Raw genomic sequence first — 26,816 nt, forward strand, 5'->3', positions numbered from 1 at the left:
GCCTACTCGCGGATCGTGATCGGCGCGGACACCCCCGAGTTCACCGCGCGCACATGCCCCTTCGGCCTGCCCGCACCGGCGATCGGGTGCAGCCGCAGCTCCCGCGAGGTCCCGGGCGCGAGGTGGAACCACGAGTCCTGGGCCCGCCAGCCGGTGGCGTCCACGCAGACGAAGGCCGCGGCGCGGGTGGTCTCGACGCGCAGCATCCACTCCCCCGCCGGTCCGGCGGCCGCCTCCGCCCGCAACCCGACGTCGCCCGCGTTCTCCAGCGGGCGCGGGCCGGGCAGACGGACGTCGCGGGCCAGTTCGGTGCCGCCCGGGCCGTGCAGCGTCGCGGTCACGCCGTGGTAGACCTGCGGCCCGAACCGGTGCGTGTAGGACACGTCGGTGAACCGCCCGATCAGCGCGTCGATCGACCAGTGCGCGGAACCGTGTGCGGGGAGGGAGATCTCGCGTTCGACGAGCAGCGGCGCGGCCCCCGTCTGCGAGTGGGCCTCGATCCGCAGCGTCGCGTCCAGGCGGGCGGGTCCGTCGTGGTGCACGTCCACCCGGATCCCGTCCATCCCGTCCTCGGTCAGGGTCACCGCGGTCGGCGCGGCCGCCCGCGCGAGGGCGTACCAGGGCGCCTTGGGCCCGCCCGACGAGTCGAGCAGGCCCCAGCCCGCACCGGGTGTCAGGTCCCGCAACGCCAGCACCAGCGCGCCCGCGCACCCCGAGTCCCGGCGTCGCCAGTAGCCCAGGCACTCCGACACCGCGTCGGCGACCGCGGCCCGGCCGAGGTCGAGATACCGCTCGGGGTCGGCGTGGCGCACCGAGGCCGGGTCCTCCCCGAACAGCTCCCGCACGTAGTGGTCGCGCACGTCCTCGAAGTCCCAGGGCGCGCCCCGATCCCGCGGCACCGCGGCCTTCCAGGCGGGCAGATGCCCGGCCGCCGCGGCGGACCCGAATGCGGCCTCGATCGCCGCCCGCTCAGGCGGGGTGGCGAAGGCCAGGCACTCGGCGGCGAACCGGACCCGCGCCGAGCGCACGTCCGAGACCGGGCGCCGGTATCCACCGACCCCGAAGTAGTGCGCGACGCCCACCGAGACGTGGGTCGGCAGCTCGCCGGATGAGGGCGGGCTCCACGGGCTCGACGGGAGGTAGGGCGTGCCGGGCAGCAGCTCTCGCACCGCGGCGGGCAGCACCTCGTCGAGGGCGCGGATCGTGCGGTCGGGCGCGGGCAGGCCGACCATGGTCGGCTGCTGCTCGGTCTCGCTGCCGCCGCTGACGACGGTGAGCGCCGGGTTCGCGCCCACCGCCGCGGCCAGCGCCGCGACCTCCCGTCGGAGCAGGTCCTCGAAGCGTTCGTCGGCGGGCGGGTCCACGGTCGCGAGCATCACGTCCTGCCAGACCAGGATGCCCAGTTCCGCGCACAGCTCCCAGAATTCGGGCTGCTCGTAGGCGAGGGTGCCGGTGACGCGCAGCATGTTCAGCCCGGCGTCGCGGACGGCGGTCAGGGTGCGGCGGAGCTCGTCGGGCTCGGCGACCAGGCGGACCGGGTCCGGCGGCACCCAGCAGGCGCCGCGACAGAAGACCCGCCTGCCGTTGACGTGGATCGCGAACCCGTCGTCGGCGGTGTCGAGGTCGACGGAGCGGAATCCGGCCGTGCCCCAGTGTGTGTCGAGCTCGCCGACCACCACCCGCACCGGGTACACGACGGGTTCGCCGTGCGTGTGTGGCCACCAGGGCCGCGCGCCGTCCACCTCGACGGTCGCGTCCAGCAGGGAGTGGTCCCCCGACGGGTCGGGGGAAAGCCGAACGACGGTGCGCTGCTCGCCGATCCACACCTGCGCCTCGGTCGGCGCGTGCCGCATCCGGATCTCGGCCCGTAGGTGCACCCGGGAGGCGTCGCCGTCGATCCAGGCTCGCATCGACCGGTCGACCATGGCGTCGCCGGCCAGCAGCCGGACCGGACGCCACGGTCCCACCGGGGCGGGTACCTGGCCGTACACCGGGGCCCGGCCGAGCATCGTGGTGCGGACCCAGCGGAGCCCCTGCTCGGCGACCATCGAGGACCGCCACCGCCCGCGGGGCCGCCGGGACCTCAGGTGTTCGGTCAGCGAGGCGAACCGCAGTGCGACGGTGACGGTATCGGCGTGGTCCGGGATGTCCACTGCGAGCGGCGCGAACATCGACTCGCCTGCCGCGCGCAGGGAGCCGTCGACCCACACCTCCGACAGCGTCGCCAAGCCGTCCGCCTCCAGTCGCAGCGGCCCCTCCGCGCCGTCGACCGGTACCCGCGCGACGAACCACCAGTCGGTGTCGTCGTAGCCGCGGCCGTGGGCGGCAGAATCGCCATCCCCGGCCCGCACCGCGGCGGCGGCCGTGCCGGGAACCTGCGCCTCCATCCAGTCCAGGTCGTCGAATTGTGTTGCGGTGAGCTCTGTTCCGGGTGCCACCTCCGCGCAGCGCCACGTCGCCCCGCGCAGCAGGTCGCGTCCCGCGGTCACAGCACCAGGCCGAGCCGGTCGATCGCGGTGGCCCAGTGCCCGGCCATCGAGTCCAGCTGCTCGTCGAGCGAGGCGGCCCGCCCGCGCATTGCCCGGGCCAGCCGGAACTGCGCGGTCTTGGCGCCGGTGGCGACGGCCGTGAAGGCCTCGGCGGCGTCGGCGGCCCCGGTCCGGCCGCGGGACTCGAGGTAGCGGCTCAGGTCGGCCGCCAGCTCGGCGCTCGCGCCGCACTGACGCAGCGTCCCGAACGACCAGAGGTGGAACTGTTCGGGGTCCTCGTCGACCAGCCACTCCACATCGGCGAGCACCTGCCCCCCGAGCTCGGCGACCGGGTTGCCCGCCGGGCGACGCGCGAAATGCCGTGCGATCAAGTCGATGTCGCGGTCGCCCTCGTGTGCGGGGCGGCGGACCAGGTCCGGGTCGAACCGGATCTGCTCGACGTACGGCGCCAGCGCGGGCGCGGGATCGACCAGGCCGAACGCGCCATCGAAGTCCTCGCCCGACAGCTCGTGGTAGCCGCTGTTGTGGAAGTACTCCATCCGGCGGGCGGCCCGGTCCACGAGGTTCGGCACCACCGTGGTCTTGGTGTGCTCCCGGCGGTAGCTCGTGCCCGCGGTGTCCGGCAGCCAGTATCCGTCGACCTCGACGGTGGAGAGCATGCCGTCGGCGAGGTTGTCGACGACGTGATCGAGGACGGGGCGCCAGACGTTCATCTCGGCCACTGAGATGCCGTAGAGCTCGCGCAGGTCCTCGGGCTGGAACTTCACGAAATCCCATTGCCTGCCGTCGAACCCGGCGCCGAGGACGAACGCGGTCGCGGGCACCGGGTCGGCGTCGAGCGCGTGCAGGACCTCGACCCACAGGTCGACGTAGCAGTTGGTCTCGGAGAAGATCCGCTCGTTCGAGTGCATGGGGTGGGGGCGGTAGCCGGGCACCGCGACGTCGAGCACGCCGGTGGTCCGGACCGCGGCGCCGGGGGCGAGCCGGCGGACGGTCACTGCGTCGGCGCCTTCACGAAGTTCAGGTAGGCCTTCGACGGCGTCGGGCCGCGCTGGCCCTGGTACTTCGACCCGACCGCGGCGCTGCCGTACGGGTTCTCTGCCGGGCTGGACAGCCGGATCAGGCACAGCTGCCCGATCTTCATGCCCGGCCACAGCGTGATCGGCAGGTTCGCCACGTTGGAGAGCTCGAGGGTGATGTGCCCGCTGAAGCCGGGGTCGATGAACCCGGCCGTGGAGTGGGTGAGCAGCCCGAGCCGCCCGAGGCTGGACTTGCCCTCCAGGCGCCCGGCCAGGTCGTCGGGCAGCGAGCAGAACTCCAACGTCGAGCCCAGCACGAACTCGCCGGGGTGCAGCACGAACGGCTCCCCCTCCGCCGGCTCGACGAGGCTGGTCAGCTCATCCTGCTGCTGAGCAGGGTCGATGTGCGTGTACCGCGTGTTGTTGAAGACACGGAACAGTCGGTCCAGACGGACGTCCACGCTGGAGGGCTGAACCATCGAGTCGTCGAACGGATCGATGCCCAGTCGCTTGGTGGAAATCTCGGAACGGATGTCACGATCGGATAGCAGCACAGCTAGAGGTTAGCGGTCTGCTAGAGTTGCCGCTCGCAGGGTCTTGCAGTGCCTCATCGGGCGCAAAACCCCTGCATGCCGATGTAGTTCAATGGTAGAACATCAGCTTCCCAAGCTGAATACGCGGGTTCGATTCCCGTCATCGGCTCAATCAATCCACCATCAATCGTCAACCAGCCAATCAGTTCCATGGCCTGCGCGCCACCAGACGCGAAGGCCAATCGGTGAGGGCAGCGACCGACCGCTCGTCGCTACCGATGACAGTAGATTCCCACGCCGACAGAGCAGCTCAGGACCGCAAGACTCTCAGCTGGACTCGGCCCGATCTGCCTGGGTCTCTGGTTCGTTCGGCCACCATCGTCCATCATCATCGACCGTGCATTTCGCGGCCTCCGCGTGATGCCGAGGGTCTGGAATGAGGCCACTCGCGATCCCCATCACGATCATCCGCGGAGATCGGTGTTGCTGATGCCCGGAGATGCCGCCACCGCTTCGCGGATCTGTACCGGGATCGGAGTCCGACCACGACGCATCCGGTCGAGCAAGACGTCCCGCTCATCCTCGGTGATCAACCCGGCAGCCCACTACGCCTCCGGCGAGGCGAGCCCCACCTTGATCCACGGCTGGCTGGTCCGGCCTCACTTCCGCCAGAACAGGTGGTGCGTCACGCCGCTCGGGCTGGACACGACGTCCTGGTGGAACCGGTCGAGCAGCTCATCGGGGGACTCCCACAGCCGGGCCCCGGAGCCGAGCTTCGTCGGCGCGACCGCCACATGCAAGGTGTCGAGGAGGTCGGCCTCGAGGAACTGCCGGATGATCGTGGCCCCACCGCCAAGCCGGACGTCCTGGCCCTGCGCTGCCTCCTTCGCCTGGGCGAGCACCGCGGCCGGGTCGCCGTCGACGAAGTGGAACGTGGTGTCGGAGAGCGTGAACGACGGGCGCTTATGGTGCGTCATGACGAACACCGGCGTGTGGAACGGGGGCTCGTTACCCCACCATCCCTGCCACTCGTGGTCCTGCCAGGGCCCGCGCTGCGGCCCGAACTTGTTGCGGCCCATGATCTCGGCGCCGATGTTGCGGGTGTGGTCCCGCGTGAAGTAGTCGTCCAGACCTCGGCCACCGGGCTCGGAGCGGTTGATGGGCGGGTGGTCGGTGGCAAAAGCCCAGGCGAGCAAGTTCCCCGGATCGGCATGACCGAACGGCTTCTCGAGGCTCTGGCCCTCGCCGGCGCCGAACCCGTCGCTCGAGACGGTGAAGTTCTGGACCCGCAGCAACTGGCTCATGTCGCTCCTCCTGTTTCGCACTTTCTGATCATCTGACGAACGGTAGACCAGCCGGGCCAGGAAAACTCATCGCCGCATCATGCAGTTCTCATCGGGCGCCCACAGCCGCGTGCCGGGCGACGACTCCCCGTGGTCATCCCCGGTGCGGCCGCGTACCCCTCGCCCGGCGAGCATCCAGCGGAAGCGGGGCTTCCGGCCCTTGCTTTCGCCGCGGGCGGCCGCAGCCTCGTGGGCCAGCGTCCGGTTGGCCACCAGCACCTCGATCACCTGGCCGTGCGTCAGCTCCGCCCGGGGATCGGGCGGGCAAAAGGGGCATCGACGATCCCCGCAACATCCAGCCGGCGCAGAGGCTCGGCAGCGACGGGCAGAGCACCCAAACGCTTGGTCCCCACGGACTCGATCATTCACTCCAATACGGGGGCGTTCCGTTCGTGGCCGCGGGGACGGGGGCCGAGGAGCGGGACTGCGAAAAGCGGCGCTGAGCCGATCTCTGGCACGGGACGCCATTCCAGGTGGCACCTGAAGCCAGCTACCGCAGATAATTTCGCGACTCAGACACCACGAGACAGGCTGTCAGGCCAGCAAGCGGACGAGGGTTGCCGCAGATAATGCGCCGTAATCTCGGCAGGCCAGCCGGCGAGCGCCCGGCCGAACGTGGTCTGGTACGCCGTCCGCATCGCATCCAACGCTCGGGCGGGAACAGGTCGTCGGTGTTCGAGTCCCGCAGCCGCTGCGCTTTCTCTTCCGACAGGTAGTCGACGATGTCCTCGTGCGTCGGGTCGAGCAGAACCAGCCCGGTGACCTCGCCGGGAAACCGCTTCGCGTAGAGCCGCGCATACAGGCCGCCGAGTGAGTGCCCGACCAGCACGTATGGGCCGGGTACAGCAGCAGCGTGCAGCAGCTGATGCAGGTCGTCGGTCACCTGTGTGCCGCTGCGCGGGAGGTCCACCGTTTCGCTCCAGCCCGTGCCGAGCCGGTCGTCGATCACGCTGGTGGTGAACTCCGCGACGAGATTGTGGACGTTCCAGTAGTAGAGGCTGAACATTCCGCCACCGGCCAGGAACACCACAGTCGGCCCACCGGCACCGGACCGGTGCAGCAGCATCGCGCCATCTTCGACCTCGAAGCGCCTCCCCAGCGGGGCTTCTGACAACCACACAGCGCGAGCTCTCCTTCGAAAGCCCGATCGACACCTGACCGCCAAGCTGACCGTCCCAACAACCTGGAACCCATCCAGATTTGTGTGATCTGGAGCCCTCGTCAAGTGTGATTACCGACTGGTCAACCTATCCAATCCACATACATCCCAGCGCGAACCGGCATAGGTGAACACCTCTCTCTAGTCGTCTCTCCATCTCTCCATGCGGCGTTCACCCATTAGCGCCCGTTGTGTTCACCTATTGGGCACGCGGGGTTCGGAAGTCGATTCAGGGCTGGGCCCCTCTGGTTGCCCGAAAAGCCGAACTGCGTGGCGGCACAGCCGAACTGACCGATATCCACTAGGCGGCGCACGCCTAGGGCTGCGACCGTCCAAGCCCGATCGCTAGAACCCGTGGTGGCGGGTTATGTGGACGTACCTAGGGATGCTGCCACGGCAGTAACGGCCGTGGCGGCAATCCCGCGAAGCTCGCCATCGGTTGCCCCCGCTCGATTCATGACCGCAAGGGCCTGGTTGGTGGCCACGACGAATCGCGCCAAGTCTTCGTAGCCTGTCGCGTCCCTGCTGCCACCAATCAGGCTCGCCTGAACTCGCTGCCGCTGGCGTTCGAGCAATTGCGCCACCTTGCTTCTGGCGCCCAGGCTGAGCGAACTCGCGTTTGCGGCCGAGAGTGCGACGAGGCACCCTCCGGGAAGCGTTGGATCGGCGATGCGTGCGAGGACGACGTCGAAGAACGCAGCGATGGCGGCGGCAGGATCGGTCGGATGTGCGGCCAGTGCCGACTCGTACTGGGCCCCGAAGATGGTTGCATAGCGGTCGAGCGCGCGTTGGAAAAGTTCGTCTTTGTCGCCGAAGGTCCCATAGATCGACCCCCGACCGAGACCCGTTGCCTCACTGAGCAGGTCGAGTGACGTCTCTGAGTAGCCCCGCTCCCAGAACACCTTCATTGCCTGATCCAGCGCCGTTTCCACGTCGAATTGCTTGCGTCCAGCCATTGCTTGCCTCCTGCCGTCAGGCTAGCAATCTTTGACTGACCAGTCCAACTATGCTGGACTGGTCAGTACAGGATGTGCGTTCGGATCATCCGCCATCCGGCCACGCCAGCGACTACGCCCCGAGAGGACAACACATGATTCCCGTTGACCCGGATTCCCCTGGATCGGTGACCACGGCATCGAATCTGCCAGAGGGCTTCACGACAACGTTCACCAGCTACATAGTGGACACCGGAACCGTGAATCTGCACGTCGTCCTCGGCGGTCAGGGGCCTACGCTTCTGCTTCTCTCTGGGTGGCCGCAGACCTGGTACGCGTGGCGATTGGTTATGCCCGCTCTCGCCGAACGCTTCACGCTTGTCGTCGCTGAGCCCCGGGGGGTCGGACTCTCCGACAAACCAGCCACCGGATATGACACAGCAACACTCGCCCAGGACATGGTCGATCTCATGGCCGCGCTCGGCCACAAGCGATTCTCGATGGCCGGCCACGACATAGGCATGTGGACTGCCTACGCTCTCGCGAGCGACCACCCACACGTTCTGGACCGGCTCGTCGTCGCGGAGGCCGCCATCCCTGGCCTCACTCTTTCTCCCTCGATCTTCAGCAGCGCGGCCGGCAACGAGAAACTATGGCACTTCGGCTTCAATCGCCTTCCTGCCCTCAACGAACTCCTCGTCCGGGGCAACGAGTACGCATTCTTCTCGGAGCAGTTCCAGACGAAGGCTGCGACGCGCAATGCAATCCCCGACCACGCCATCGACGCCTACGTCGACTCGATAGCACGTGACCCGAAGGCCTTGAGGTCGAGTTTTGAGTTCTACCGCGCGCTGGACGTCACCATGTCACAGAACGCAGCACGCCAAGACCGTCGCCTCTCACTACCGGTACTGGCCATTGGGGGCGCTCACGGCCTAGCCGAGGGCGTCAGCGCCACGATGCGGCTGGCAGCGGACGATGTCAGCAGCGTGGTCATCCCGGAATCTGGGCACTATCCCGCGGAGGAAAACCCTGCTGCCGTGGTCGAGGCAATTCTCGAGTTCTTCTAGGACAAGCGAGATTCGCCGGACGCCGGGTTGCCGCTCGCCCGTTTGTGGTTATCGACCGCCCCCGAAAGTGTCCTGTTTGACGATCGTCACGTTCGATGGCCACCTGGCCTTCTGGCCGCGAATCCGACTTCCCCCGGAGGCCGGCACAGGCATCCGATAACCGTCCCGCATCTCGGCCCGGGAGGGCCGGCCTATCCCGGACTCGCAAGCCGCGGCCTCGCCGCGGTGGGATTGCCAATCGGACACCTGACCGCGTACCTGATTGCCACCAACCTGGAACTCATCCAGAATTGTGTGATTAGGAGCCCTCGCTAAGTGTGATCACCGACTGGTCAACCTATCCAATCCGCATGCACCCCAGAACGAACCGGCATTGGTGAACACCTCTCTCTCCATCCACAGGGTGTTCACCCAAAATGCCCGTTTGGGTTCACCCATCGACATCGCGAACGGCCCGCCCGGATCGCGGCCAAGTACAACGTCGCGCGGTCCCGGTCGCGAAGCAAATCCCGGCGGGCGGGGTCGCCGTCCCGCATGGATGCCAGGCGTCGGCCGATCGCCGCGACCACCTCGGTGAGTTCCCCGTCGTCACCCACCCTGTCATGTTCCCCCGCTCGCCGGATGACCACAACAGCGGTCCGGCGGCGGTCCCCGGGCCGCGACCCACGTCGCCGATCCTTCCACGCGTGTACACCTCATGCGGCCACACGGATAGACCGCCGCCATAACGCCGCGAACCGCGCGTACGGCCGCGAACAGGCCTGCGCGGGCCTTTGGACGCCTAATGGGGAGCCAAGAGGAAGTCGCGCACAGATCGCTGGCCGGCACGCGCCGATGTGGGCTAGCTGCGGACGGGCCTACGAGATGCCGACACCGAGGCCGAGGCTGAGTGCAAGAAGGTGAAACAGCTTGACTGCCGCGTCAACCATGAGGGCGAAACCGACGGAACCCATTTGACGAACCTCCTGATGTCGAAGCAGTTCCAATCCCCGACACTTTTATGATACCCGCGTAAGGTTTGACAGCACTTTCTCGGGGAATGGGTATGAAAAGGGAGGGAACGACTGACCCTGAGGGGTCGGCTTTTCCAAACTTGGCCAGACTCGCCCCTGCCTCATTCCTGCCCGACTCGATGCGTCCCTAGGACCGTTTCGGTGAACCCGGCGGGGTGGGACAGGGCCCTCGAGACTCTGACGGAGCGGGAGATTGCGGCCACCGACAGCCGCTGGCGGACCGCCTCAAAGAGCCGCAGTTTTCGGCGGCCTCCGGGCGTCAACAGGGTTCCGCGCGGAGGTGCGGGCAGGTGCCCGAGAGCGCGGAAACAGCTGAGTAGACCCGGGGCGACAGAGGCGCAAAAGGCATTGTCGAGTTCTGTGGCGACGGCGGGCGCGGCCCGAGACCGACGCGGCACGGCCCTGGCTAAACGAATGCCACAGTGGCGTAAGGGTTCTCCTCGACCGCTTCGAGCCGCACACGATGGATGAGCCGGCGGTCATCGGCTGAGATCCCGGCGACCTACCGCACCCCTGGGCGCGCAATACGGTGATTCGACGCCGCTGGGAGCCGCGCTCCACGCTGGCGGGACGGTGGCTGATGAGCTGTGGCGCGACCTAGCTCCCTGACCGGAACGCCCGGCGGCGGGCGATCCGGGCGCAGGGGATCAGCCTCGGTGGCGTCGGAACGCGGGCGGCGCGGCGAGCAGCAGGCCCAGACCCAGCCCGTAGAGGACGTGTTCGAGCAGGAAGGTGGGGTAGCCGACCATCGAGGCCATGTCGCTGATCGGGTCACCACCACCGAACAGTGCCGCGACCAGTGGCAGACTGATCCAGGTGCTCAGCGCGAACACGACCAGCCCCCACACGGTCGCCGCAGCAACCAATGCCGCGCCGCGCAGACGCGCCAGGCGTGCCCCGACCGCGAAGACCGCGCCATACATAGCGCCGACCATCATGTGGATCACCGCGCCGGCGGCCGCGGGCCCGAGCGCGACGGTGAACGCGCTGCCGGTCATCGCGTTCTGCATCGACGTCATCATCGAGTCCGACGCCGCGAACGTCGATGCGATGTGGTGGAGCGGGGTGAAGAACCCGGTGTCCTGATAGGTCCACGCCGCGATCATCGCGTACAGCGCCATCAACACCGAGGCCCCACCCCGGCCGCGGCGCCCCACCCCGCCGCGACCCCCCCCACGCCCGGCATCTGACCACCAAGATGTCGGACCTAGCCGCGCCGCGGGTGTCCGACCCGCTGAGCAGCTCAACGCCGACGAACTTCACCAGGGCACCTCGGGGACGACACAATCCCGCGACTCTAGGACACGGAACGCGAAAAGAGACCTGTCTCACTCCGTGGCGAGCCGGACGCCGAAGGCGACCAGGACACCGGCGGTCGCCACGTCCAGCCGACGCCGGATCCGCGGCGTATTCATCCAGTCGGTCACCTTGCCGGCGAGCGCGAGCAGCAGGAGCCAGTACAGCGCGGTCAGCAGCACGAAGGTGGCACCGAAGGCCACGGTCAGCCAGCCGACCGACGATCCCTCCGGCACGAACCCGGGCAGGAAGGTCACGAAGAAGACGCCGACCTTCGGGTTGAGCAGGTTGGTCAGGATGCCGGCCCGGAACCCGCTGCCCAGCAGCCCGGCTCCGGCGACGTCTTGGTCGGTGGCCACGGATCCGCGAGAGCGCCAAGCCTGGATACCCAGGAACACCAGGTACGCCGCCCCGACGATGCGCAGGGCGTCGTACCCGACCTCGCTGGCGCGGAGCAGGGCAGCGATGCCGAGCGCTGCCGCCGAGACCCAGATCGTCAGGCCGACCAGGTTCCCGGCCGCGGTCAGGATGCCCTGGCGGCGGCCGCCGCGCAGGATGGCACGGACCACCACGAGGGTGTCCGGACCGGGGAGCAGGACGATGAGCGTCGCGGAGCCGACGAAGGCGAGAAAAGTGACCAGCACCCGCTAAGGCTAAGCCCGGGCGGGTGCTGGCAACAGCGACTTTCGGAGCGGTCGGCCCGGATCTTCTCCGGGCGAGCGACGGTCTCCTCGTACTCGGCGATCAGCTCGGCGACTGGACGGACCTCGTTGGTGCGACCGATGATCTGTCCGGCCGGCATGGCGACGGCGTCCGCGTCGTCGGCCATGTTCATCCGGTTGTGCGCGTCGGAGACCAGCAGGTTCTGCAGCGGAATCGGGAGCGGCGCCGGCGCACCCTCCTCCTCCCGGCGGTCCACTTGTTCTTGAGCAGGCGAGCGGCTTGCCGGTGTAGACCCGGCTCCGGACGGTGTCGCCCGAACTGGCCTTGAGCAGCGGCAGCTGCCACTGCTCCAACGGAACGTCTGCGCTGTTTAGCGCAGGCTTGCACATTTGCATGGATACCGCCGGGTCTTCGAGTCCCGGGATCCTGTCCAGTCGCCGATGGTCCGTACCACCTTGCCCTGGAACCTGATCCGGTCGCCAAGCCCGCCATATCATGGGCAAATGAGCACTAACCCTGCTGCGGATCAAATTGCTCGCCTACTGGTTGTGCGGGAGGAGCTCCTGCTCAGAGTCCGCGAACTCGAGGCACTCCTGGACCGATCGAGACGACAGCTCGACGACATAAGCACAGAGATCTCCTCGCTTCGCCGAGTCGAGAGCGAACTACTCCGGCGCCACCCTGAGCTAAAGCAGGAATGACTGCGAAACGGCGTCGCAGAGGACATCTCGGCCGTCAACAAGACCACGTTGGTTGCCGTGGATGACAATCCTAAAACTGGACAACGGTAGGGGCGGTCACCGGCGCGCCGAGACGTCTGCGTGGTGCGGCCTCCCAATGCCATCGCTGGACAGATTGGGTGAGAAAACACTTGCGACACTGGCACGATAAACAGAATCGCCTTCGCAGCGATATGAGTGCTCGAACAAGCTGGCGTGGGACTTACTCCTAGCCTGACTGCCACCGAAATCCGTTCGGTACGTGAGTGATTCAGGCTCGAGTTCAACCAGAATCGCCTTCGCAGCGATATGAGTGCTCGAACAAGCTGGCGTGGGACTTACTCCTAGCCTGACTGCCACCGAAATCCGTTCGGTACGTGAGTGATTCAGGCTCGAGTTCAACCAGAATCACCTCGATCTACTTTCCTCAGCGATGCCGATGGGCGATCGATCGCCCGACTGGCGCGACGGCGACGATTCTGAACTGAAACAGATACTCGACTGGCCGATCGACGGCTTCGTGTGGGACGCCCTTCACCAGGAGCCCCCTTCTGGCCACCACCTTGGGGTAGTCGACCGAACAACGCTCAGGAGGTTGAGCGCACCACCCGCAGCAAACTCGCTGAATGGCCGACCCTGGTGCCGATCTACGGGCACCGGTACACGCCCGCTACCCCCGCCCCCCGCCGGTTCTCCGGTGTTCTCGGCGTACCAGACCGACGTCATCTACTACGGCCCCGACCTGGTCGAGTACCTCCGGAACGAACTCGGCATCGGGGCTGCACCGAGGGAAACGTGGTCGTTTCGGACCAAGGTGCCGTTCTGGTCGTGGTTCGTTGAATCAGCGAACCACGCTGAGTCCATCTGACCGACCGATGTTGTGGACCCCAGCAGCAGCGGCCCCATCCACGGCCGACCTGTTTGCCGTCGAGGACCACGACGTCGCGTTGCTTGCGCCAATCGCTGATCAACGACGAGTACAGGCCCTCACAACGCAGATAGGCGCCGCCTGCGTTCTACTTGCAGGCCTGCTCGTACGCGGCCAGATGCCCGAGCTTGTCCTCCGGTGCGAACGTGCGCCGCCGGCGCGGGCCGCCGGAACGCGGATGTGAGGAACCCATGCGGGCATTGTCCCCGGCCACGGCCAGGCTGGAAATCGTCATCGTCGGCTTGATCCGTATCTCGCCCTGCAGGCGGGGTTGCTGTGAACCGCTGGACTCACCTCACCCTGACACGCAGGGGGCCGACTCGGTCAGGTCCGGAAGCCGTAGTGTGCTGGCTCGCATTCGAACAGATCTGACCTCAGCGCGGGGCCGCCGCGCGGCGGGCCCGGGTCCTGCCTGCCACGGCCGGCTCTTCGGCGATCACTGTCGCCCGCCAGACGTCGGTCAGCGTGTCTATCGCGGCCTCCCGATCGTGCGGCCACCCGCGGACCAGCCAGGTGTTGAGGAACAGCTCCAACCCGCTGATGAGCAGCAACGCCCGGCGCTCCGACTCCTCGGCCGAGAACCGTTGCCATAACTGCTCGTTGGCGGTGAGCGCGTCCACATAACGCCGGTGGTACTCGAGGTAGAAGTCGTCGTATTCGACCAGGCGAGCCGCGCCGACGCGCAGCCGGTCACCGCTGTTTTCCCAGGATTCCACGACCGATTCCATCCAGCCCCGCACGGTCGGCCGCGACCACTCCGTCAACCGGCCGAACTCCATGTAGAGCTCCTCGGCCGCGTCCCACATCGCGACAACGAGCGCCCGAACGATCGCCTCTTTGCTGGGGAAATACGAGTACACGGTCGCTCGACTCATCCCCGCCGCCTTCGCGATGTCCTCGATGGTGCTTTCCTGGTAGCCATGTTCGCCGATCAGCCGCGCCGAGGTCTCCAAAAGGTGCGCTCGCGTCTGACGCTTTTGACGCTCACGCAGCGATAGCGGAGCATCGGGTCCAGTATCCATACCCGGAGTCTATACTCATGACAGCCGGGCAGATATCGGCAACCAACGGGCCGTGAGCGGAACCGCGGCAGCGGTAAGGGGTAGGCCACGGATCACGCAGTCCGCCACGCCGCTGACGACAGCGCCGGGCTGAATCGCATCCGGCGCAACCAGCCCGATTACACTGATCTGCAGTCAGTTTCGACCGGCCTCCTCGAATACCGAGTCAGGGCGCAGTTGCCGAGTCAGTACCTTCGCGCGCTTCGTGGCGAGCCGCTCGAACGCCTCCCGATGAGTCAGGATCCAGAATTCACCACGCTGCAGCCCGTTGAACAACACTTCTGCTGCAGCGTCCGGTGTGATACCGGTGTCCTGGATACTGCGTCGCCAGAAGGCCACGTCGTCATTCGCCTCCGCACGGACCGAGACGTCTTCGAAGATGCGGGTCGCGACGTGGCCGGGGCTGAAAACCGAAACCGCGATCTGCGGATACGCCTCGGCGCACTCGAGATACAGGCACTCGGTCAATGCCTGCACGGCGTGCTTCGACGCCGCGTACGCCGTCATCCGAGGTGTTATCGCGATACCACCGACGGAGCAAGTGTTCACGATGTGTGAGCGGCGCGGATCGGCCCCCATGCGGGGCACGAAGGACCTGATTCCGTGATGCATGCCGTTCACATTGACGGCCAAGACGCGCTGCCACTCGTCGGCCGGCACATCCCAGGTGTAACCGAGTGATTCGAGTCCGGCATTGTTGTGGAGGATTGTGACAGAACCGAACTCCGCATACGCGGCGTTCGCGAGTGCTTCGACCTGGTCCGCATCCGATACGTCGGTCGGCACTGCCAACGCCCGATGCCCATCCGCACGAAGCTGCGCCTCGATGGCCACGATTCGGTCCATAGCCACATCTGCCAGAACCACATTCATGCCAAGTGCGGCGGCCCGACGGGCGACGCTCTCGCCGATTCCACTGCCTGCGCCGGTGACGACCGCGGTCTGTCCGGCCAGTTCCTCAAGCCTCATCTACCTGTCTCCTCTTACCTGTCTTCTCGTGTCACCGGTTCCGCCGGAACAGTTGTCTGCCTGCCGGCGTCTCATGAGCGCAATAGACCGAGCCAGGATCGAGTCGATCTGAATGTCGTCATCGCCCCCGACCCCGGCCCCGGGCGAGAGGGAGCAAGCCCGCTCGAACCATTGGTGCCAGCGCGGGCGACCATGGTTCGGGATGCCGATGATCTTCGGCGGTCACCCCCTGGTTTAGTCGAACTTCGCGCGGGCGATGCCGCCGATCTCCGCCAGCGCCAGCCGGGCGCGGGCGTGCGAATCGGCGTGCATGAGGAAGCCGTGCGCCACACCGGGATACCGCAGCAGGGCGGTCTGGACGCCCGCATCGCGCAGTCGCCGCCCGTAGTCCTCCGCGCCGTCGCGGGCCACGTCGTGGGAGGCGGTCACGACGATAGCGGGTGGCAGCCCGGACAGGTCGTCGGCGAGGCTCGGGACCGCGTAGGGGCTGTCCCGGCTCGGGTCGTCGCCGAGGTACATGTTCATCGACCAGGGGATGTCGCCGGCGGTTACGATCGGGCCGTCGGCGAACTCGCGCACCGAGGGCCAGTCGAGGCTCCGGTCGATGCCCGGGTAGATCAGCAGCTGGAACGCCGGCATGGTGGACCGTTCGTCGCGGGCGCGTAGCGCGACCCCGGCGGCGAGCGTCGCGCCCGCGCTGTCGCCCGCCACCGCGACCCGGTGTGGGTCGGTGCCCAGTTCAGCCGCGTGCTCGATGACCCAGCGCGTGGCGGCGAACGCCTCCTCTGAGGCGACCGGGTACGGGAATTCGGGGGCGAGCCGATAGTCGACGCTGACGACCATCGCGCCCGTCGCGTCGGCGAGGAAGCGGGCCATCGAGTCGAAGGATTCGATGCTGCCGATAACCAGCGCGCCGCCGTGGAAGTAGAGCATGGCGGGCAGGATCGCCGCCTCGCGCGGTCGATAGATCCGGACGGGAATCGTCCCGTGCGGCCCGGGCAGGGTCCGGTCTTCGACGCTGTGCATCTCGGGAGCTGCGACGCGGGGTAGCGACTCCATCATCGTGCGCGAGGCCTCGACGCCTACCTCGTACATGGGCGTCCAATACTGCTGCCGAGCAGCCAGATACGAGGCGACATCGGGGTCGAGTTCGGTCATGGTGGCTCCGATTTCTTGGTTACGTTCGGGGTGGTCAGCTGCCGACCTTGGCCGCGACCGTCGTCGAGATGCCGATCGCGGACCACTGGGCGTATACGTCGGGGCCCATCCGGTGCGCGAAGGCGTCGAGCTGGGCCCACATCGTCGGCGAGATGGTGATGTCCGAGGGATCCATGACCTGGTCGATAAGCGATGGCCAACTCTCGGGGGTGGGGTCGGGTGCGACCACACCGCGCGTCTCCGCCTGGACGACGCGCGAGACCAGCCCGCCACCCACGGTGAAGGCCTCGCCGCTCAGCGCGGTATCCCGGTGCAGCAGATAGAGCGCGAAGGCGCCGACGGCCTCGGGCGGGAAGTGCTCCTGCATGAATTCCCGGAACCCGGCGGCTTCGACATTCGCCGTCGAGCGGGTCCAGGCCGCCGGCAGGATCGCGTTGCTGCGCACGCCGGCACCTGCGCCGACGATCGCCTGGGTGCGGGTGAGGGCGAGGATCGCCCCCTTCGCCGCACCGTATCCGGGCATCGCCGGCGAACCCCACGTCGCGTTCGAGGCGAGGTTGAGGATGCGCCCGTTACCGGCGGCCGTCAGATGAGGCCACGCGGCCTCGCTGATCCGATGGGCGCCGTGCAGGTGCACATCGACCTGGGTGTCGAAGTCGCCGCCCGCGCCGGCGTTGTTGATCACGATGTCCAGGCGACCGAAGGCGTCTACGGCCTCGGCGACAATTCGGGCGGACTCGGTGACCACGTCGCCGGTGACACCCGTCGCAGATCCGCCGGACTCGGTGATCAGCCGCACCGCGTTCTCCGTGCCGGGTTCGTTGGTGTTGCCGGCCCAGTCACGCCCGAGGTCGTTTACGACGACCGCGCAGCCGCGCTCGGCGAGCATCGTCGCGTACGTGAGTCCGAGGCCGAACGTCGATACGCCGGTGACCAGTGCCACCTGACCGTCAAATCGCAATGTGCTCATGATCCTCGGACGCTAGCCGATATCAGGAGCTTTGGGTAGACCCATCGGAAAAAAACCAGACTCGTAGTTCAATAATCATGCTAACGGTATGGACATCAAGAAGTTTCTGTCCTAGGGTGCCTTCATCACACCGGTACCGGTATCGCGATACCGCCCTCGAGGCACGGAGCGAGCCGCGTTGGTTGCACGCCGGAACCCATTCCCCGACAAGGAGAGTCGATGTCACCCTTCCCCTCAGCGCTGCAATCCGTGTCAGCACCGGACCGGGTCGACCCGGATCGGCTGCGGCGATGCCTTGAGCTTGCTGATCCGGCGGTACTGCTCGCGGTCCTGGTGCAGGTGACCGGTGATGACGCGTTGCTCGACCGGTACACCGGCGAGATCTCGCACGTGCCGAACCCGCCCGAGATGGCGGGGATCGCGCCGCGGCGCATTGTCGCCGAGATCGTGGATCGACTCGTCGAGGCGGTGACCGCAGCCGCGCCCGCGGCGACCACGAATGGCACTGTCGACCCCGAGCTCTTCGCGCGCCTGGCGCCACTCGCGTTGGGCGTTCCGGTCGGCGCCGAGTTCCTGCCGATGCTGCTCGAGCAGGGCGGGTTCCGCTACTTCCAGCCTGTTGTGCCGCGCACGGCACTGATGCCGGCGACGATGTCGGTCGCAATCATCGGGGCGGGGTTGGCCGGAATCGCCGTCGCCATCGCCGCGGACAGGGCCGGTATCGAGTACGAGATCTTCGAACGCAACGACGAGGTGGGCGGGACCTGGCACATCCAGAACTATCCAGGCGTCGCGGTGGACACGCCGTCCTCGTACTACTCGCTCTCGAGCGAGCTGAACCCGGACTGGTCCAGCTACTACCCCAAGGGTGGGGAGTATCAGGAGTACCTGCGGGCCGTGGTCGACAAGCACGGAATCGCTGAGCACACCAGATTCGGGACCGAGGTCGAGGCGCTGGTGTGGGACGAACCGAGCGCCCGGTGGGAGATCCGGTGGCGGTCGGCCGATGGCAGTCGCGGCAACTCGTACGCCGCCGCGGTCGTCACGGCCGCCGGCTACCTCAATCGGCCCAAGTTCCCGGACGTGCCCGGAATCGGCGAGTTCGCCGGGATCAGCGTCCACTCCAGTCAATGGGATCCCGACCTCGACCTGAGCGGTAAGCGGGTCGCGGTGATCGGCGCCGGGTGCACATCGGTGCAGATCGTCGACGCCATCGTCGAAGACGTCGCGCACCTGACGCTATTCCAGCGGCAGCCGCACTGGGTCGCCCCGCGTAAGCGGCTCGGCGACGAGGTGCCGGACGAGCAGAGGTGGTTGCAGCGTCATGTGCCGTTCTATGCCAACTGGCTTCGGCTCAAGTCCTTCTGGGGCTCGTCGGACAGCGCCTACCCGGTGGTCGTCGTCGACCCGGAATGGGCCTCGGATCACCTGTCGATCTCGCCGGCCAACGACCTGCTGCTGCAGGACTGCCTGAAGTACATCGACGAGACCTTCGGTGCCGGTAGCGAACTGGCGGCGAAGGTCACCCCGGACTTCGCACCGTTCGGCAAGCGGATCATTCGGGATCCTGGCGCCTACTACCGGGCGCTGACCCGCCCCGATGTGGACGTGGAGGTCGAGGCGATCGACCGGATCGTGCGGGAGGGGATCGTGACCGCCGACGGGCGCCTCGTCGAGGTCGACGCCATCGTGTACGCCACGGGATACAACCTGGACTTCCTGTCCACCATGGATATTCGCGGCCGCGACGGTGTGACCCTCCGGCAGGAATGGGACGGCAACAACCCGCGCGCCTATCGGGGCGGCACCGTGCCCGGCTTCCCCAACCTGTTCATCACCTCCGCGCCCAACGCGAACCCCGGCCACGGGGCGGGCAACAACTTCGCCATCGAGGTCACCGCGCACTTCCTCATCGAGTGCCTGCAACTGCTCGCCGAACGCGGCGCGACGTCTCTCGAGCCGACGAGGGAGGCATACGAGGACTACAACGCCCGCATCGACGAGGCCATGGAGCGCACCGTCTGGCGGCACACCCCGACCGCAAACACGTACTACCGCAATGACTCCGGGCGGGTGATCGTCGCCAGCCCATGGCGACTGATCGACGTATGGTCCGAGCACCGGGCTCCCATCGAAACGCATTTCGTCCTCCGACAGAAGAGCATCCACGGTGAGGCCGGCGCCATCTCGACCCGCGGGCGCAGCCACTGTTGAGGTAAGCGCCGAAACACGATCCACAGTTCAAACACCTGGGAAGGCGCAGGCGCTATGCATCTGGAAGTCGATACCCGAACCGGCCAAAGTTCGGTGGCGCTGACTTCGGTCAACGATTTCAACCGCCTGGCCGTTGTCCTGCAGGGAAATTACGAGCCGGCGTGCACCGCGGCCGCGCTCACTGACTGGGGCGTGGTCGACGGCGACCTTGCCTGGCTCGACATGGCCGTGCTCGAGAACGCCTTGCGGACTCACCCCGAGCGACCCGACGACTGGCTGCGCCGGTTTGTCGACATGATTGATTTCGCCGAGTCCAAGGGCTGGGTGGACGGCGACACGCCTCGAGTACGCGCGCATCTCACGACAGCTAACTTGCCGGACGAGGGTGGCCACCGCGCCTACGGCGAGATGATCGGCGATCCGGATGCCAGTGAGCGCCGCGGTGCACACCCAACATACGTCCAACCGTGCAGCACCCTCCAAGATCACAAACCGATCGGAAGGAATTTCATGTCTCACCGCTCCAAGATCGCCGGCCTTCTCCTCGTGGCGAGCGTGGCGCTGCCCACGATCGTCGGCACTGTCGGCGTAGCCCAGGCCGAGCCCGCTTTGCCCCCCGTGGTTGGCGAGCTGCTGCAGACGGGCTCCGCCGCGCTCGGCAGCTCCGACCAGCCCGCCCCGGACGCTCCGCGGCTCGGGAGCGTCCCCAACTTCCGTGACGTCGCCGGCACCGGGGCGGGCTACCAGGGCGCGCACGGCGAGAACCTCAACAAGGGCGTCTTCTACCGCGCGGACGCCATCGTGCCGAACGATGCGGACCTGGCCACCCTCGAGGGCCTCACGCTCACCGCGATCTACGATCTGCGCTCGGACCAGGAGGTCCACGACAAGGCCGATCGGGTGCCCGCGGGTACCGAGTACATCCGGATCCCGATCGGGTCCGGCAACTTCAACGACATCTTCGGCCAGATCAAGTCTCCTGACGAGGCTCGCAATGTGATGCGGCAAATCAACCGCACCTTCGTCAAGGGTGCCAACGAGCAGGCGGGCTTCAAGCGGCTGCTCACCGAGCTGGCGAACACCGACGGCGCCCAGGTCTACCACTGCACCGCGGGCAAGGACCGCACAGGGTGGGCGTCGATGCTGCTGCAGAGCATCGCTGGCGTCGACGACGCGACCGTCATGAGCGACTACCTGCTCACCAACGAGTACAACAAGGAGTGGATTGCGAAGACCCGCGCGTACATCGCCGCCACCCAGGGGGAGCCGGCCGCCAAGGTCTTCGAGCCGCTGCTCGGCGTCGAGGCCAACTACCTGCAGGCCGGCCTCGACGAGATCAAGACCAGCTACGGCTCGATCGCGAAGTACCTCACCGACGGCCTCGGCCTGAGCGGCGACACCATCCACGCATTGCGGGCCAAGCTGCTCAGCTGATCCAGCACACCGGACGCTGGTGGAAGGTGGCCCAATAACCACCCACTCGCCCACGTCTCGCGTCGCCATACCTGGGCGCGAGCACCCCACCGGGATCGGCCGCGAGGGGGTCGCTGGTAGCCGCTGTTCTTCCTGCACGCGGACGAACTGGTCGCGATGGCCGGCCTCTATGAGCCGTGGCCGAACCGCGAGCTCGGCGGGGACGACCGACCCCGCCTACGGATGTGCACCGTGTTGACGAGGCCGGCCACCGCCGCGAGCCAGGCGAAGAGTAACGAGCTGACGTAACCACCCGTGACACGAAAGGCTGACAATGGATTTCACCTTCGACGAGCGGACCGAAGAGCTTCGCGATCGATTGCTCACGTTCATGGACGAGTTCGTGTACCCGGTCGAGCACCTCTTTCACGACCAGGCATTGCGCACGGACGCGCGGTGGGAGCGACCGGCCGCGATGGCCGAACTGAAACGGCAGGCGCGGGCCCGCGGTCTGTGGAACCTCTTCCTCGGCGGAGACCAGGGAGCGGGGCTCACCAACGCGCAATACGCACCGCTCGCCGAGATCACCGGATGGAGCCCGGAAGTCGCACCCGAGGCGCTCAACTGCAATCCCCCCGACACAGGCAATATGGAACTTCTCACCCTGTTCGGCACCGAGGATCAGCGCGAGCGCTGGCTGGCGCCGCTGCTCGAGGGCAGGATCCGATCGGCCTACTGCATGACCGAGCCCGCCGTGGCCTCGTCCGATCCCGCCAACCTGCGCACCACCATCACCGACGACGGCACCCACTGGGTGATCGACGGAGTGAAATGGTGGTCGACCGGCGCGATGAGCAGCGACTGCAAGTTGCTGGTCGTCATGGGGACCACCGACCCCGACGCAGACTCTCGCAACCGCCACAGCCTGGTCCTTGTGCCGCGGGACACACCAGGGGTGACCGTGCGACGCGGCCTGCAGATCTTCGGCTTCGAACACGGCGCGCACGGCGGCCACGCGGAGATCCAATTCAAGGGCACGCGCGTGCCCAAGAACTACCTGCTCGGTGAGCGCGGGCGGGGTCAAGCACTGGCGCAAGCTCGCCTCGGTCCCGGTCGGATCCACCATTGCATGCGGATGGTCGGCATGGCCGAGCGGGCGATCGATCTGATGTGCCGGCGCGCATCCGAACGGATCGCGTTCGGCTCGCCGCTCGCCGACCAAGGAATCATCCAGCACTGGATCGCCGAATCCCGCGTCAAGGTGGATCAGCTGCGACTCTACGTACTCCACGCCGCATGGCTGATCGACACCGTCGGCGCACAACAGGCACGAAACGAGATCTCGGCGATCAAAGTTGCCGCGCCCGATGTCGTGGGCTGGATCATCGACAAGGCGATCCAGGTTCACGGCGCCGCAGGACTAGCCCAAGATCATCCGCTGGCCATGCTGTGGGCTCAGGCGCGCACCATGCGGTTCATCGATGGCGCCGACGAGGTGCACCGGATGGTGGTTGCCGCGCGTGAGCTGCACCGCCACGGCGGTGCCGATGCAGTGCGTGCTGGATCGGCAGGTGTTCGATGTCTGACCGGTTGACCGGGGCGACGCCGGTCGCGGCCCATCACCACCGCGCGATCGGCCGCAACACGATCTCGGCCCCTATGGCGAACACGTTCTGGCAGAACAAGATTGGTAAGTGCCGTGATCGGCATCACCGCGGCCCAGCCCGGCCGCTGAACGAGAGGACGCTTCATGACCACCGTGGCCATTGAGGACGGCGAAGAAGTTCGCATCATCGAGCAGGGGGTGCCACCCGAGCGTTTCGCCCGCGGATGGCACTGCCTGGGGTTGGTGAAGGGATTCCGGGACGGCAAGCCGCATTCCGTCGAGGCGTTCGGGACCAAGCTGGTGGTATTCGCCGACAGCAAGGGTGAGGTCAAGATCCTCGACGCCTACTGCCGACACATGGGCGGGGACCTGAGCCAGGGGTCGATCAAGGGCGATTCGGTGGCCTGCCCGTTCCACGACTGGCGCTGGGGCGGCAACGGCAAGTGCACCGGCATCCCGTACGCCCGCAGGGTGCCCCCACTGGCGCGCACCCGCGGCTGGCAGACGATGGAGAAGGACGAGCTGCTGTTCGTATGGCACGACCCCGAAGGCAACCCGCCCCCGCAGGAGGTGGCCATCCCGGAGATCCGCGACCCCGAGGCCGAGTGGACCGAGTGGACGTGGAAGAAGATCGAGATCGACACGAACTGCCGGGAGATCATCGACAACGTGGTGGACATGGCCCACTTCTACTACGTGCACTACGGAATGCCGACGTACTTCAAGAACATCTTCGAGGGTCACATCGCCATCCAGGAACAGTCGGGCGAGAGCCGTGAGGACGTCGTCGAGTGGGAGGGACCCGACGTGCCGAGGTTGCTCGGCAACCGGTCGGTGGCCGCGTACTACGGGCCCTCGTTCATGACCGATGACCTGGTCTACGTGTACGACCGGTACGAGGTCGAGTCGATGCTGATCAACTGCCACTACCCGGTCAGCCCCGACAAGTTCGTGCTCATGTACGGCATCGCGGTCAAGAAGACCGAGCAGGTGCCGGCGGACATCGCCGACCAGCTGATGGAGGCGATGATCGGCTACATCGGCATGGGATTCGAGCAGGACGTCGAGATCTGGAAGAACAAGACCCGGATCGAGAACCCGCTGCTGTGCAGCGAGGACGGCCCGGTCTACCAGCTGCGCCGGTGGTACGAGCAGTTCTATGTGGACGTCGCGGACATCACCCCGGACATGGTGGACCGTTTCGAGTTCGAGCTCGACACCACCAAGCCGGTCGAGGCGTGGAAGGCAGAGGTCGCGGAGAACCTCGCGCGCAAGGCCGCCGAAGGAGCGACGGTCTAGTCATGGAGCCCCTGGAATGTGACCGCTGCGGTAACTGCGTCTTCGTCGAGAAGAACAGCTGGCAGCACACCGCCATCCAGTGGACGTCGTGGTCGGAGGAGGCGTGTGCCGAGTTCCGTGAGGACACCCGGCCGCGGAAGGCGGGCATCCACTTCAACAGTTGCTCGGCGCTGCGAGAAGCGATCCACAGGGCCTCCGTCGAGGGGCGAATCCCCGTCCCCGACTGATCGGTCACGCAGGCCGGCTGCGGGCACGGCGCGGTCACCGCGCCGTGCCCGTCGTGGGTCGCGCACCCGCGAGGGCTGGCGTCGCCGCCCGACCACCACGTGGCCTGGCTTTCGACCGTCGCCACCGGCATACTTTTCGTCCGCCCCCGACACATGACCGTTGACCGCGACGGGTCTCAGCCAAGGACTGATGTGGCACTCCGGCCCGGAGAGGGACAAGGCGCCTGGGCCGCTAATCGTGCACTGCATGGGACAGAAACGGGCGAAGAGCCGATGCGGACACGGCGGGGACTGCCCCCGGTTTGGTTGGCACGGCACCGATTACTCAAACCGGCACTTCGGCCGTGAAGCTGGCAGTCGCGCGAATCTGGAACTCCTCCAGATTTGTGTGATCAGGAGCCCCCGTTAAGTGTGATCACCAACTGGTCAACCTATCCAATCCGCGTGCGGCCCAGCGCGACACACCATGGGTGAACACCCCTCCATCCATTCCATCCATCAATCAATAGGGTGTTCACCCATCAGGCGCAGTTGGGTTCACCTATCGGCGCGCTGTTCGCTCGTATCCCGTTCTCTCGGCCGGGATGGTGTGACGACCGCGCCCGTCGGCGCAGCGCCCGGCGGCCTGGATCCTCTGGTGCGGGACACTCAGCGCCAACGCAATGAGCAACGCTGCAGTTAAGTTTGCCGGCCAACGAACGATCACGGATGGCCGCTCGAACGCCTGCGCTTGATCAGCTGGTCACCAGCGTTCGTCATCTCGTTTCGTGTCAGTCCGAAGCTCAGGCCCGCGCCAAACTCCGCGAGGGCGGCCGGATCAGGGCGGGCGGCGCTGAGCTGGGCTGACGCTCCGGACCGGCGGGCTACACGGTTGACCGCGAGTAAGATGACCTACTGGTTGGGATCTGGCGATCGGACATCGATAGGAGGACCACCACGTTCCGCAGTTCGCTTCGCTCGCCCCTGACAGTTCTCGCCGCGGCGGCAGCCTGTTGGGGAATCATCGCGGCCACCGCATCTGCCCAGGCGCCCGCGTCGGTCACGGTCGAGCCCGAACTGACCTACAACGTCACCACGTTGACCATTCGCGGGACGGCCACCTGCCATGGCGGCGGCACCGCCGGAGTCGACGTCGTGGACGGCTCGCTGGAACAAATGCTCCGAGGTGGCGGCGGCGGCCCGATCGCCGTGCAACTCGACGACCCCGTCCTGGTCGACTGCGACAGCACCCAGCACATCTGGTCGGGCGACCTCGTCGCACCCGGCCGCGTGCTGCCTGACGAATCCGGTGGCATGGTCACGGTCAAGCTCACCCAGGGATCGACCGTGATTGCGACCACCGGTTCCCAGCCAGTCCGCATCGTGCGCTGACCGCGTTCGGCGGTGAGTATCGGTGGCCGGCCACCCTTCCGGCCGCGGGCGCGGGCGGCGGCCAGCCCGTCGCGGGTGTTGGCCACGACTAACTCGCGCTGGAGTCGGATTGTCCGATCGATGTCGTCGACCCCAGCAGCAGCGGCCCATCCGCAGCAACTGGACTCATCCAGATCTATGTGATCTAGAGCCTCCGTCAAGTGTGACTACCGACTGGTCAACCTAGCCAATCCGCATACAGCCCAACGCGAACCGGCATCAAGTGCTCTTGAGTTGAACTTGCCGCAGGTGGGATGCTGGGGCGGATCGGCGTCGGCTGCCCGACCAGGGACAGCGATGCGCAAACGCAGCCGGAGACCCGATCTTGTGTCACCAGTTCGCAGTGGACTTCTTCGCGTACCCGCTCAGATCGGTCAACGGCGCACCCGATAGCTCAGGTGAAGCACCCGGTTGCCCTGAATCACCACGTCAGGATCCTCCAACAGGTGCTGCGCGTGGACCGACCCGAAGTAGCGCTTGCCGGACCCGAACACGACGGGTACGACGTCCATGCGCACCTCGTCGATCAGGCCCGCGGCAAGCACCTGGCCACCGACGTCGCCAGCGGCGACCTCGACGATGCGGTCACCCGCAAGCTCCTGCGCCTTGGCCACGGCTGCCTCGACGCCGTCGACGAAGTGAAACGGCGCCTCGGGGTCCCAGCCCTCGGGCTTCGGCCGGTGCGTCACGACGACCACGTGGTCGATCCCGCCCGGAGGCTTCCCGTCCCAGCCGTCCGTCATGTCGAAGACGTGGCGGCCGACGACGGTCGCCCCGATCTGGTCCCAGTACGGCCGGGTGTAGTCGTAGGACGTCTGCGACACCTTCAGCTCGCCGCTCTCGTCCAAAGGGACGTCGCCGCTGGACAACCAGTCGAACAGCGGTCCGGGCTGGTCATTCTCGTCCGCGACGAAGCCATCCACCGACACCGAGCTGTACATGACCACCTTGCCCATGGGCCTCTCCCTTGCTTTGGGGTGCCCACAAGTTAGCGCGTCGTGAGCTGTCGCTACACCCTCATCTGCGTAGAGCCTGATTTCGCGAAGGTGGTCGATCGACATCCGGTGCTCCGCAGACATGCGAACGTCGTGGACGCCTTCTGGCTGTGCCTGCCATCCCAAACTTGTCCGCGAACAGTGAATTCAAAGCCAAGTTTGCCCGCGCCTCCGTAGTCGCTCCACACGGCCGAGAAGGGCCGCTTTCGGTGAATGCGACACGACCGACCACCGGGAGGAGGTGTCCCGGTGGCGGGGGCGTACGAGACGGGTTGATCGCTCTGACTATTCCGGGTGGGCTAATCGGTTGCTCCGTAGAGGAATCGG

General features: G+C 66.8%; 22 protein-coding genes, 1 tRNA gene and 1 pseudogene. 8 read left to right on the forward strand and 16 right to left on the reverse strand.

All coding sequences use genetic code 11. The features are described 5' to 3' along the window. Positions 1 to 2: 2 nt before the first annotated feature. The 3 genes from ACFQS9_RS01085 to dcd are packed head-to-tail and all read right to left on the reverse strand — an operon-like array spanning position 3 to position 4,062. Positions 3 to 2,489, reverse strand: a complete 2,487-nt coding sequence (locus ACFQS9_RS01085) for a glycosyl hydrolase 2 galactose-binding domain-containing protein (protein WP_378400673.1) — start codon at positions 2,487 to 2,489, stop codon at positions 3 to 5. Next, a complete protein-coding gene (locus tag ACFQS9_RS01090) occupies positions 2,486 to 3,487 on the reverse strand; it encodes a DUF1839 family protein (RefSeq protein WP_378400676.1) in 1,002 nt (333 codons plus the stop codon). The genes ACFQS9_RS01085 and ACFQS9_RS01090 overlap by 4 nt, the downstream gene beginning before the upstream one ends. Continuing rightward, on the reverse strand, positions 3,484 to 4,062 hold the full coding sequence (dcd, locus tag ACFQS9_RS01095; protein ID WP_378400678.1) for a dCTP deaminase: 579 nt from the start codon (positions 4,060 to 4,062) through the stop codon (positions 3,484 to 3,486). The genes ACFQS9_RS01090 and dcd overlap by 4 nt, the downstream gene beginning before the upstream one ends. 77 nt (positions 4,063 to 4,139) lie before the next feature. Between dcd and ACFQS9_RS01100 the strand changes: the two genes are divergently transcribed. After that, positions 4,140 to 4,210 (forward strand) — tRNA-Gly (locus ACFQS9_RS01100). Positions 4,211 to 4,700: 490 nt separating this feature from the next. On the opposite strand, the gene ACFQS9_RS01105 is transcribed toward ACFQS9_RS01100, so the two are convergent. From ACFQS9_RS01105 to ACFQS9_RS01120, 4 genes are all read right to left on the reverse strand, one after another. Further along, entirely contained in the window at positions 4,701 to 5,345 is a 645-nt protein-coding gene (locus tag ACFQS9_RS01105; protein ID WP_378400680.1) for a dihydrofolate reductase family protein, read from the reverse strand. Positions 5,346 to 5,411: 66 nt separating this feature from the next. After that, positions 5,412 to 5,612, reverse strand: coding sequence for a hypothetical protein (locus ACFQS9_RS01110; RefSeq protein ID WP_378400682.1), 201 nt, complete (start codon positions 5,610 to 5,612; stop codon positions 5,412 to 5,414). 262 nt (positions 5,613 to 5,874) lie between these two features. Then, positions 5,875 to 6,504, reverse strand: coding sequence for an alpha/beta fold hydrolase (locus ACFQS9_RS01115; protein WP_378400684.1), 630 nt, complete (start codon positions 6,502 to 6,504; stop codon positions 5,875 to 5,877). A 404-nt stretch (positions 6,505 to 6,908) separates the two neighbouring features. Next, positions 6,909 to 7,499: a TetR/AcrR family transcriptional regulator gene (locus ACFQS9_RS01120; protein WP_378400687.1), complete on the reverse strand. Its 591-nt coding sequence runs from the start codon at positions 7,497 to 7,499 to the stop codon at positions 6,909 to 6,911. A gap of 134 nt (positions 7,500 to 7,633) precedes the next feature. On the opposite strand from ACFQS9_RS01120, the gene ACFQS9_RS01125 reads away from it, so the two are divergent. Beyond that, positions 7,634 to 8,548 carry an alpha/beta fold hydrolase gene (locus ACFQS9_RS01125; RefSeq protein WP_378400688.1) on the forward strand — a complete coding sequence of 305 codons (915 nt, stop codon included), beginning with the start codon at positions 7,634 to 7,636 and terminating at the stop codon, positions 8,546 to 8,548. Between the two features lie 1,660 nt (positions 8,549 to 10,208). On the opposite strand, the gene ACFQS9_RS01130 is transcribed toward ACFQS9_RS01125, so the two are convergent. The 8 genes and pseudogenes from ACFQS9_RS01130 to ACFQS9_RS01165 form a co-directional block, all read right to left on the reverse strand. Next, positions 10,209 to 10,682: a hypothetical protein gene (locus tag ACFQS9_RS01130; RefSeq protein WP_378400782.1), complete on the reverse strand. Its 474-nt coding sequence runs from the start codon at positions 10,680 to 10,682 to the stop codon at positions 10,209 to 10,211. Positions 10,683 to 10,889: 207 nt separating this feature from the next. Next, on the reverse strand, positions 10,890 to 11,501 hold the full coding sequence (locus ACFQS9_RS01135) for a LysE family translocator (RefSeq protein ID WP_378400690.1): 612 nt from the start codon (positions 11,499 to 11,501) through the stop codon (positions 10,890 to 10,892). A gap of 56 nt (positions 11,502 to 11,557) precedes the next feature. After that, positions 11,558 to 11,861, reverse strand: a pseudogene (locus ACFQS9_RS01140) (nitronate monooxygenase); the annotation flags it as partial. 1,394 nt (positions 11,862 to 13,255) lie between these two features. After that, entirely contained in the window at positions 13,256 to 13,402 is a 147-nt protein-coding gene (locus ACFQS9_RS01145) for a hypothetical protein (RefSeq protein WP_378400692.1), read from the reverse strand. A gap of 139 nt (positions 13,403 to 13,541) precedes the next feature. After that, a complete protein-coding gene (locus ACFQS9_RS01150; RefSeq protein WP_378400694.1) occupies positions 13,542 to 14,189 on the reverse strand; it encodes a TetR/AcrR family transcriptional regulator in 648 nt (215 codons plus the stop codon). A gap of 174 nt (positions 14,190 to 14,363) precedes the next feature. Next, on the reverse strand, positions 14,364 to 15,197 hold the full coding sequence (locus ACFQS9_RS01155) for an SDR family NAD(P)-dependent oxidoreductase (protein WP_378400697.1): 834 nt from the start codon (positions 15,195 to 15,197) through the stop codon (positions 14,364 to 14,366). 234 nt (positions 15,198 to 15,431) lie between these two features. After that, positions 15,432 to 16,355: an alpha/beta hydrolase gene (locus ACFQS9_RS01160; RefSeq protein WP_378400699.1), complete on the reverse strand. Its 924-nt coding sequence runs from the start codon at positions 16,353 to 16,355 to the stop codon at positions 15,432 to 15,434. Positions 16,356 to 16,389: 34 nt separating this feature from the next. After that, positions 16,390 to 17,325, reverse strand: coding sequence for an SDR family NAD(P)-dependent oxidoreductase (locus ACFQS9_RS01165; protein WP_378400701.1), 936 nt, complete (start codon positions 17,323 to 17,325; stop codon positions 16,390 to 16,392). Between the two features lie 219 nt (positions 17,326 to 17,544). Between ACFQS9_RS01165 and ACFQS9_RS01170 the strand changes: the two genes are divergently transcribed. The 6 genes from ACFQS9_RS01170 (at position 17,545) to ACFQS9_RS01195 (ending at position 25,455) form a co-directional block, all read left to right on the forward strand. Next, positions 17,545 to 19,539, forward strand: a complete 1,995-nt coding sequence (locus ACFQS9_RS01170) for a flavin-containing monooxygenase (RefSeq protein ID WP_378400703.1) — start codon at positions 17,545 to 17,547, stop codon at positions 19,537 to 19,539. Between the two features lie 93 nt (positions 19,540 to 19,632). Further along, a complete protein-coding gene (locus ACFQS9_RS01175) occupies positions 19,633 to 20,973 on the forward strand; it encodes a tyrosine-protein phosphatase (RefSeq protein ID WP_378400705.1) in 1,341 nt (446 codons plus the stop codon). Between the two features lie 313 nt (positions 20,974 to 21,286). Then, positions 21,287 to 22,546 carry an acyl-CoA dehydrogenase family protein gene (locus tag ACFQS9_RS01180; RefSeq protein ID WP_378400707.1) on the forward strand — a complete coding sequence of 420 codons (1,260 nt, stop codon included), beginning with the start codon at positions 21,287 to 21,289 and terminating at the stop codon, positions 22,544 to 22,546. Positions 22,547 to 22,702: 156 nt separating this feature from the next. After that, positions 22,703 to 23,857 (forward strand): Rieske 2Fe-2S domain-containing protein, encoded by a 1,155-nt coding sequence (locus tag ACFQS9_RS01185; RefSeq protein WP_378400709.1) that lies wholly within the window; start codon positions 22,703 to 22,705, stop codon positions 23,855 to 23,857. A gap of 2 nt (positions 23,858 to 23,859) precedes the next feature. Further along, positions 23,860 to 24,084, forward strand: coding sequence for a hypothetical protein (locus ACFQS9_RS01190; RefSeq protein WP_378400711.1), 225 nt, complete (start codon positions 23,860 to 23,862; stop codon positions 24,082 to 24,084). 1,077 nt (positions 24,085 to 25,161) lie between these two features. Beyond that, on the forward strand, positions 25,162 to 25,455 hold the full coding sequence (locus tag ACFQS9_RS01195) for a hypothetical protein (RefSeq protein WP_378400713.1): 294 nt from the start codon (positions 25,162 to 25,164) through the stop codon (positions 25,453 to 25,455). Positions 25,456 to 25,868: 413 nt separating this feature from the next. Here ACFQS9_RS01195 and ACFQS9_RS01200 read toward each other — a convergent pair whose 3' ends face one another. Next, a complete protein-coding gene (locus ACFQS9_RS01200; RefSeq protein WP_378400715.1) occupies positions 25,869 to 26,450 on the reverse strand; it encodes a dihydrofolate reductase family protein in 582 nt (193 codons plus the stop codon). Positions 26,451 to 26,816 lie beyond the last annotated feature (366 nt).

The organism is Rhodococcus daqingensis, from assembly GCF_042665615.1.
Lineage (GTDB): Bacteria > Actinomycetota > Actinomycetes > Mycobacteriales > Mycobacteriaceae > Rhodococcus_G > Rhodococcus_G daqingensis.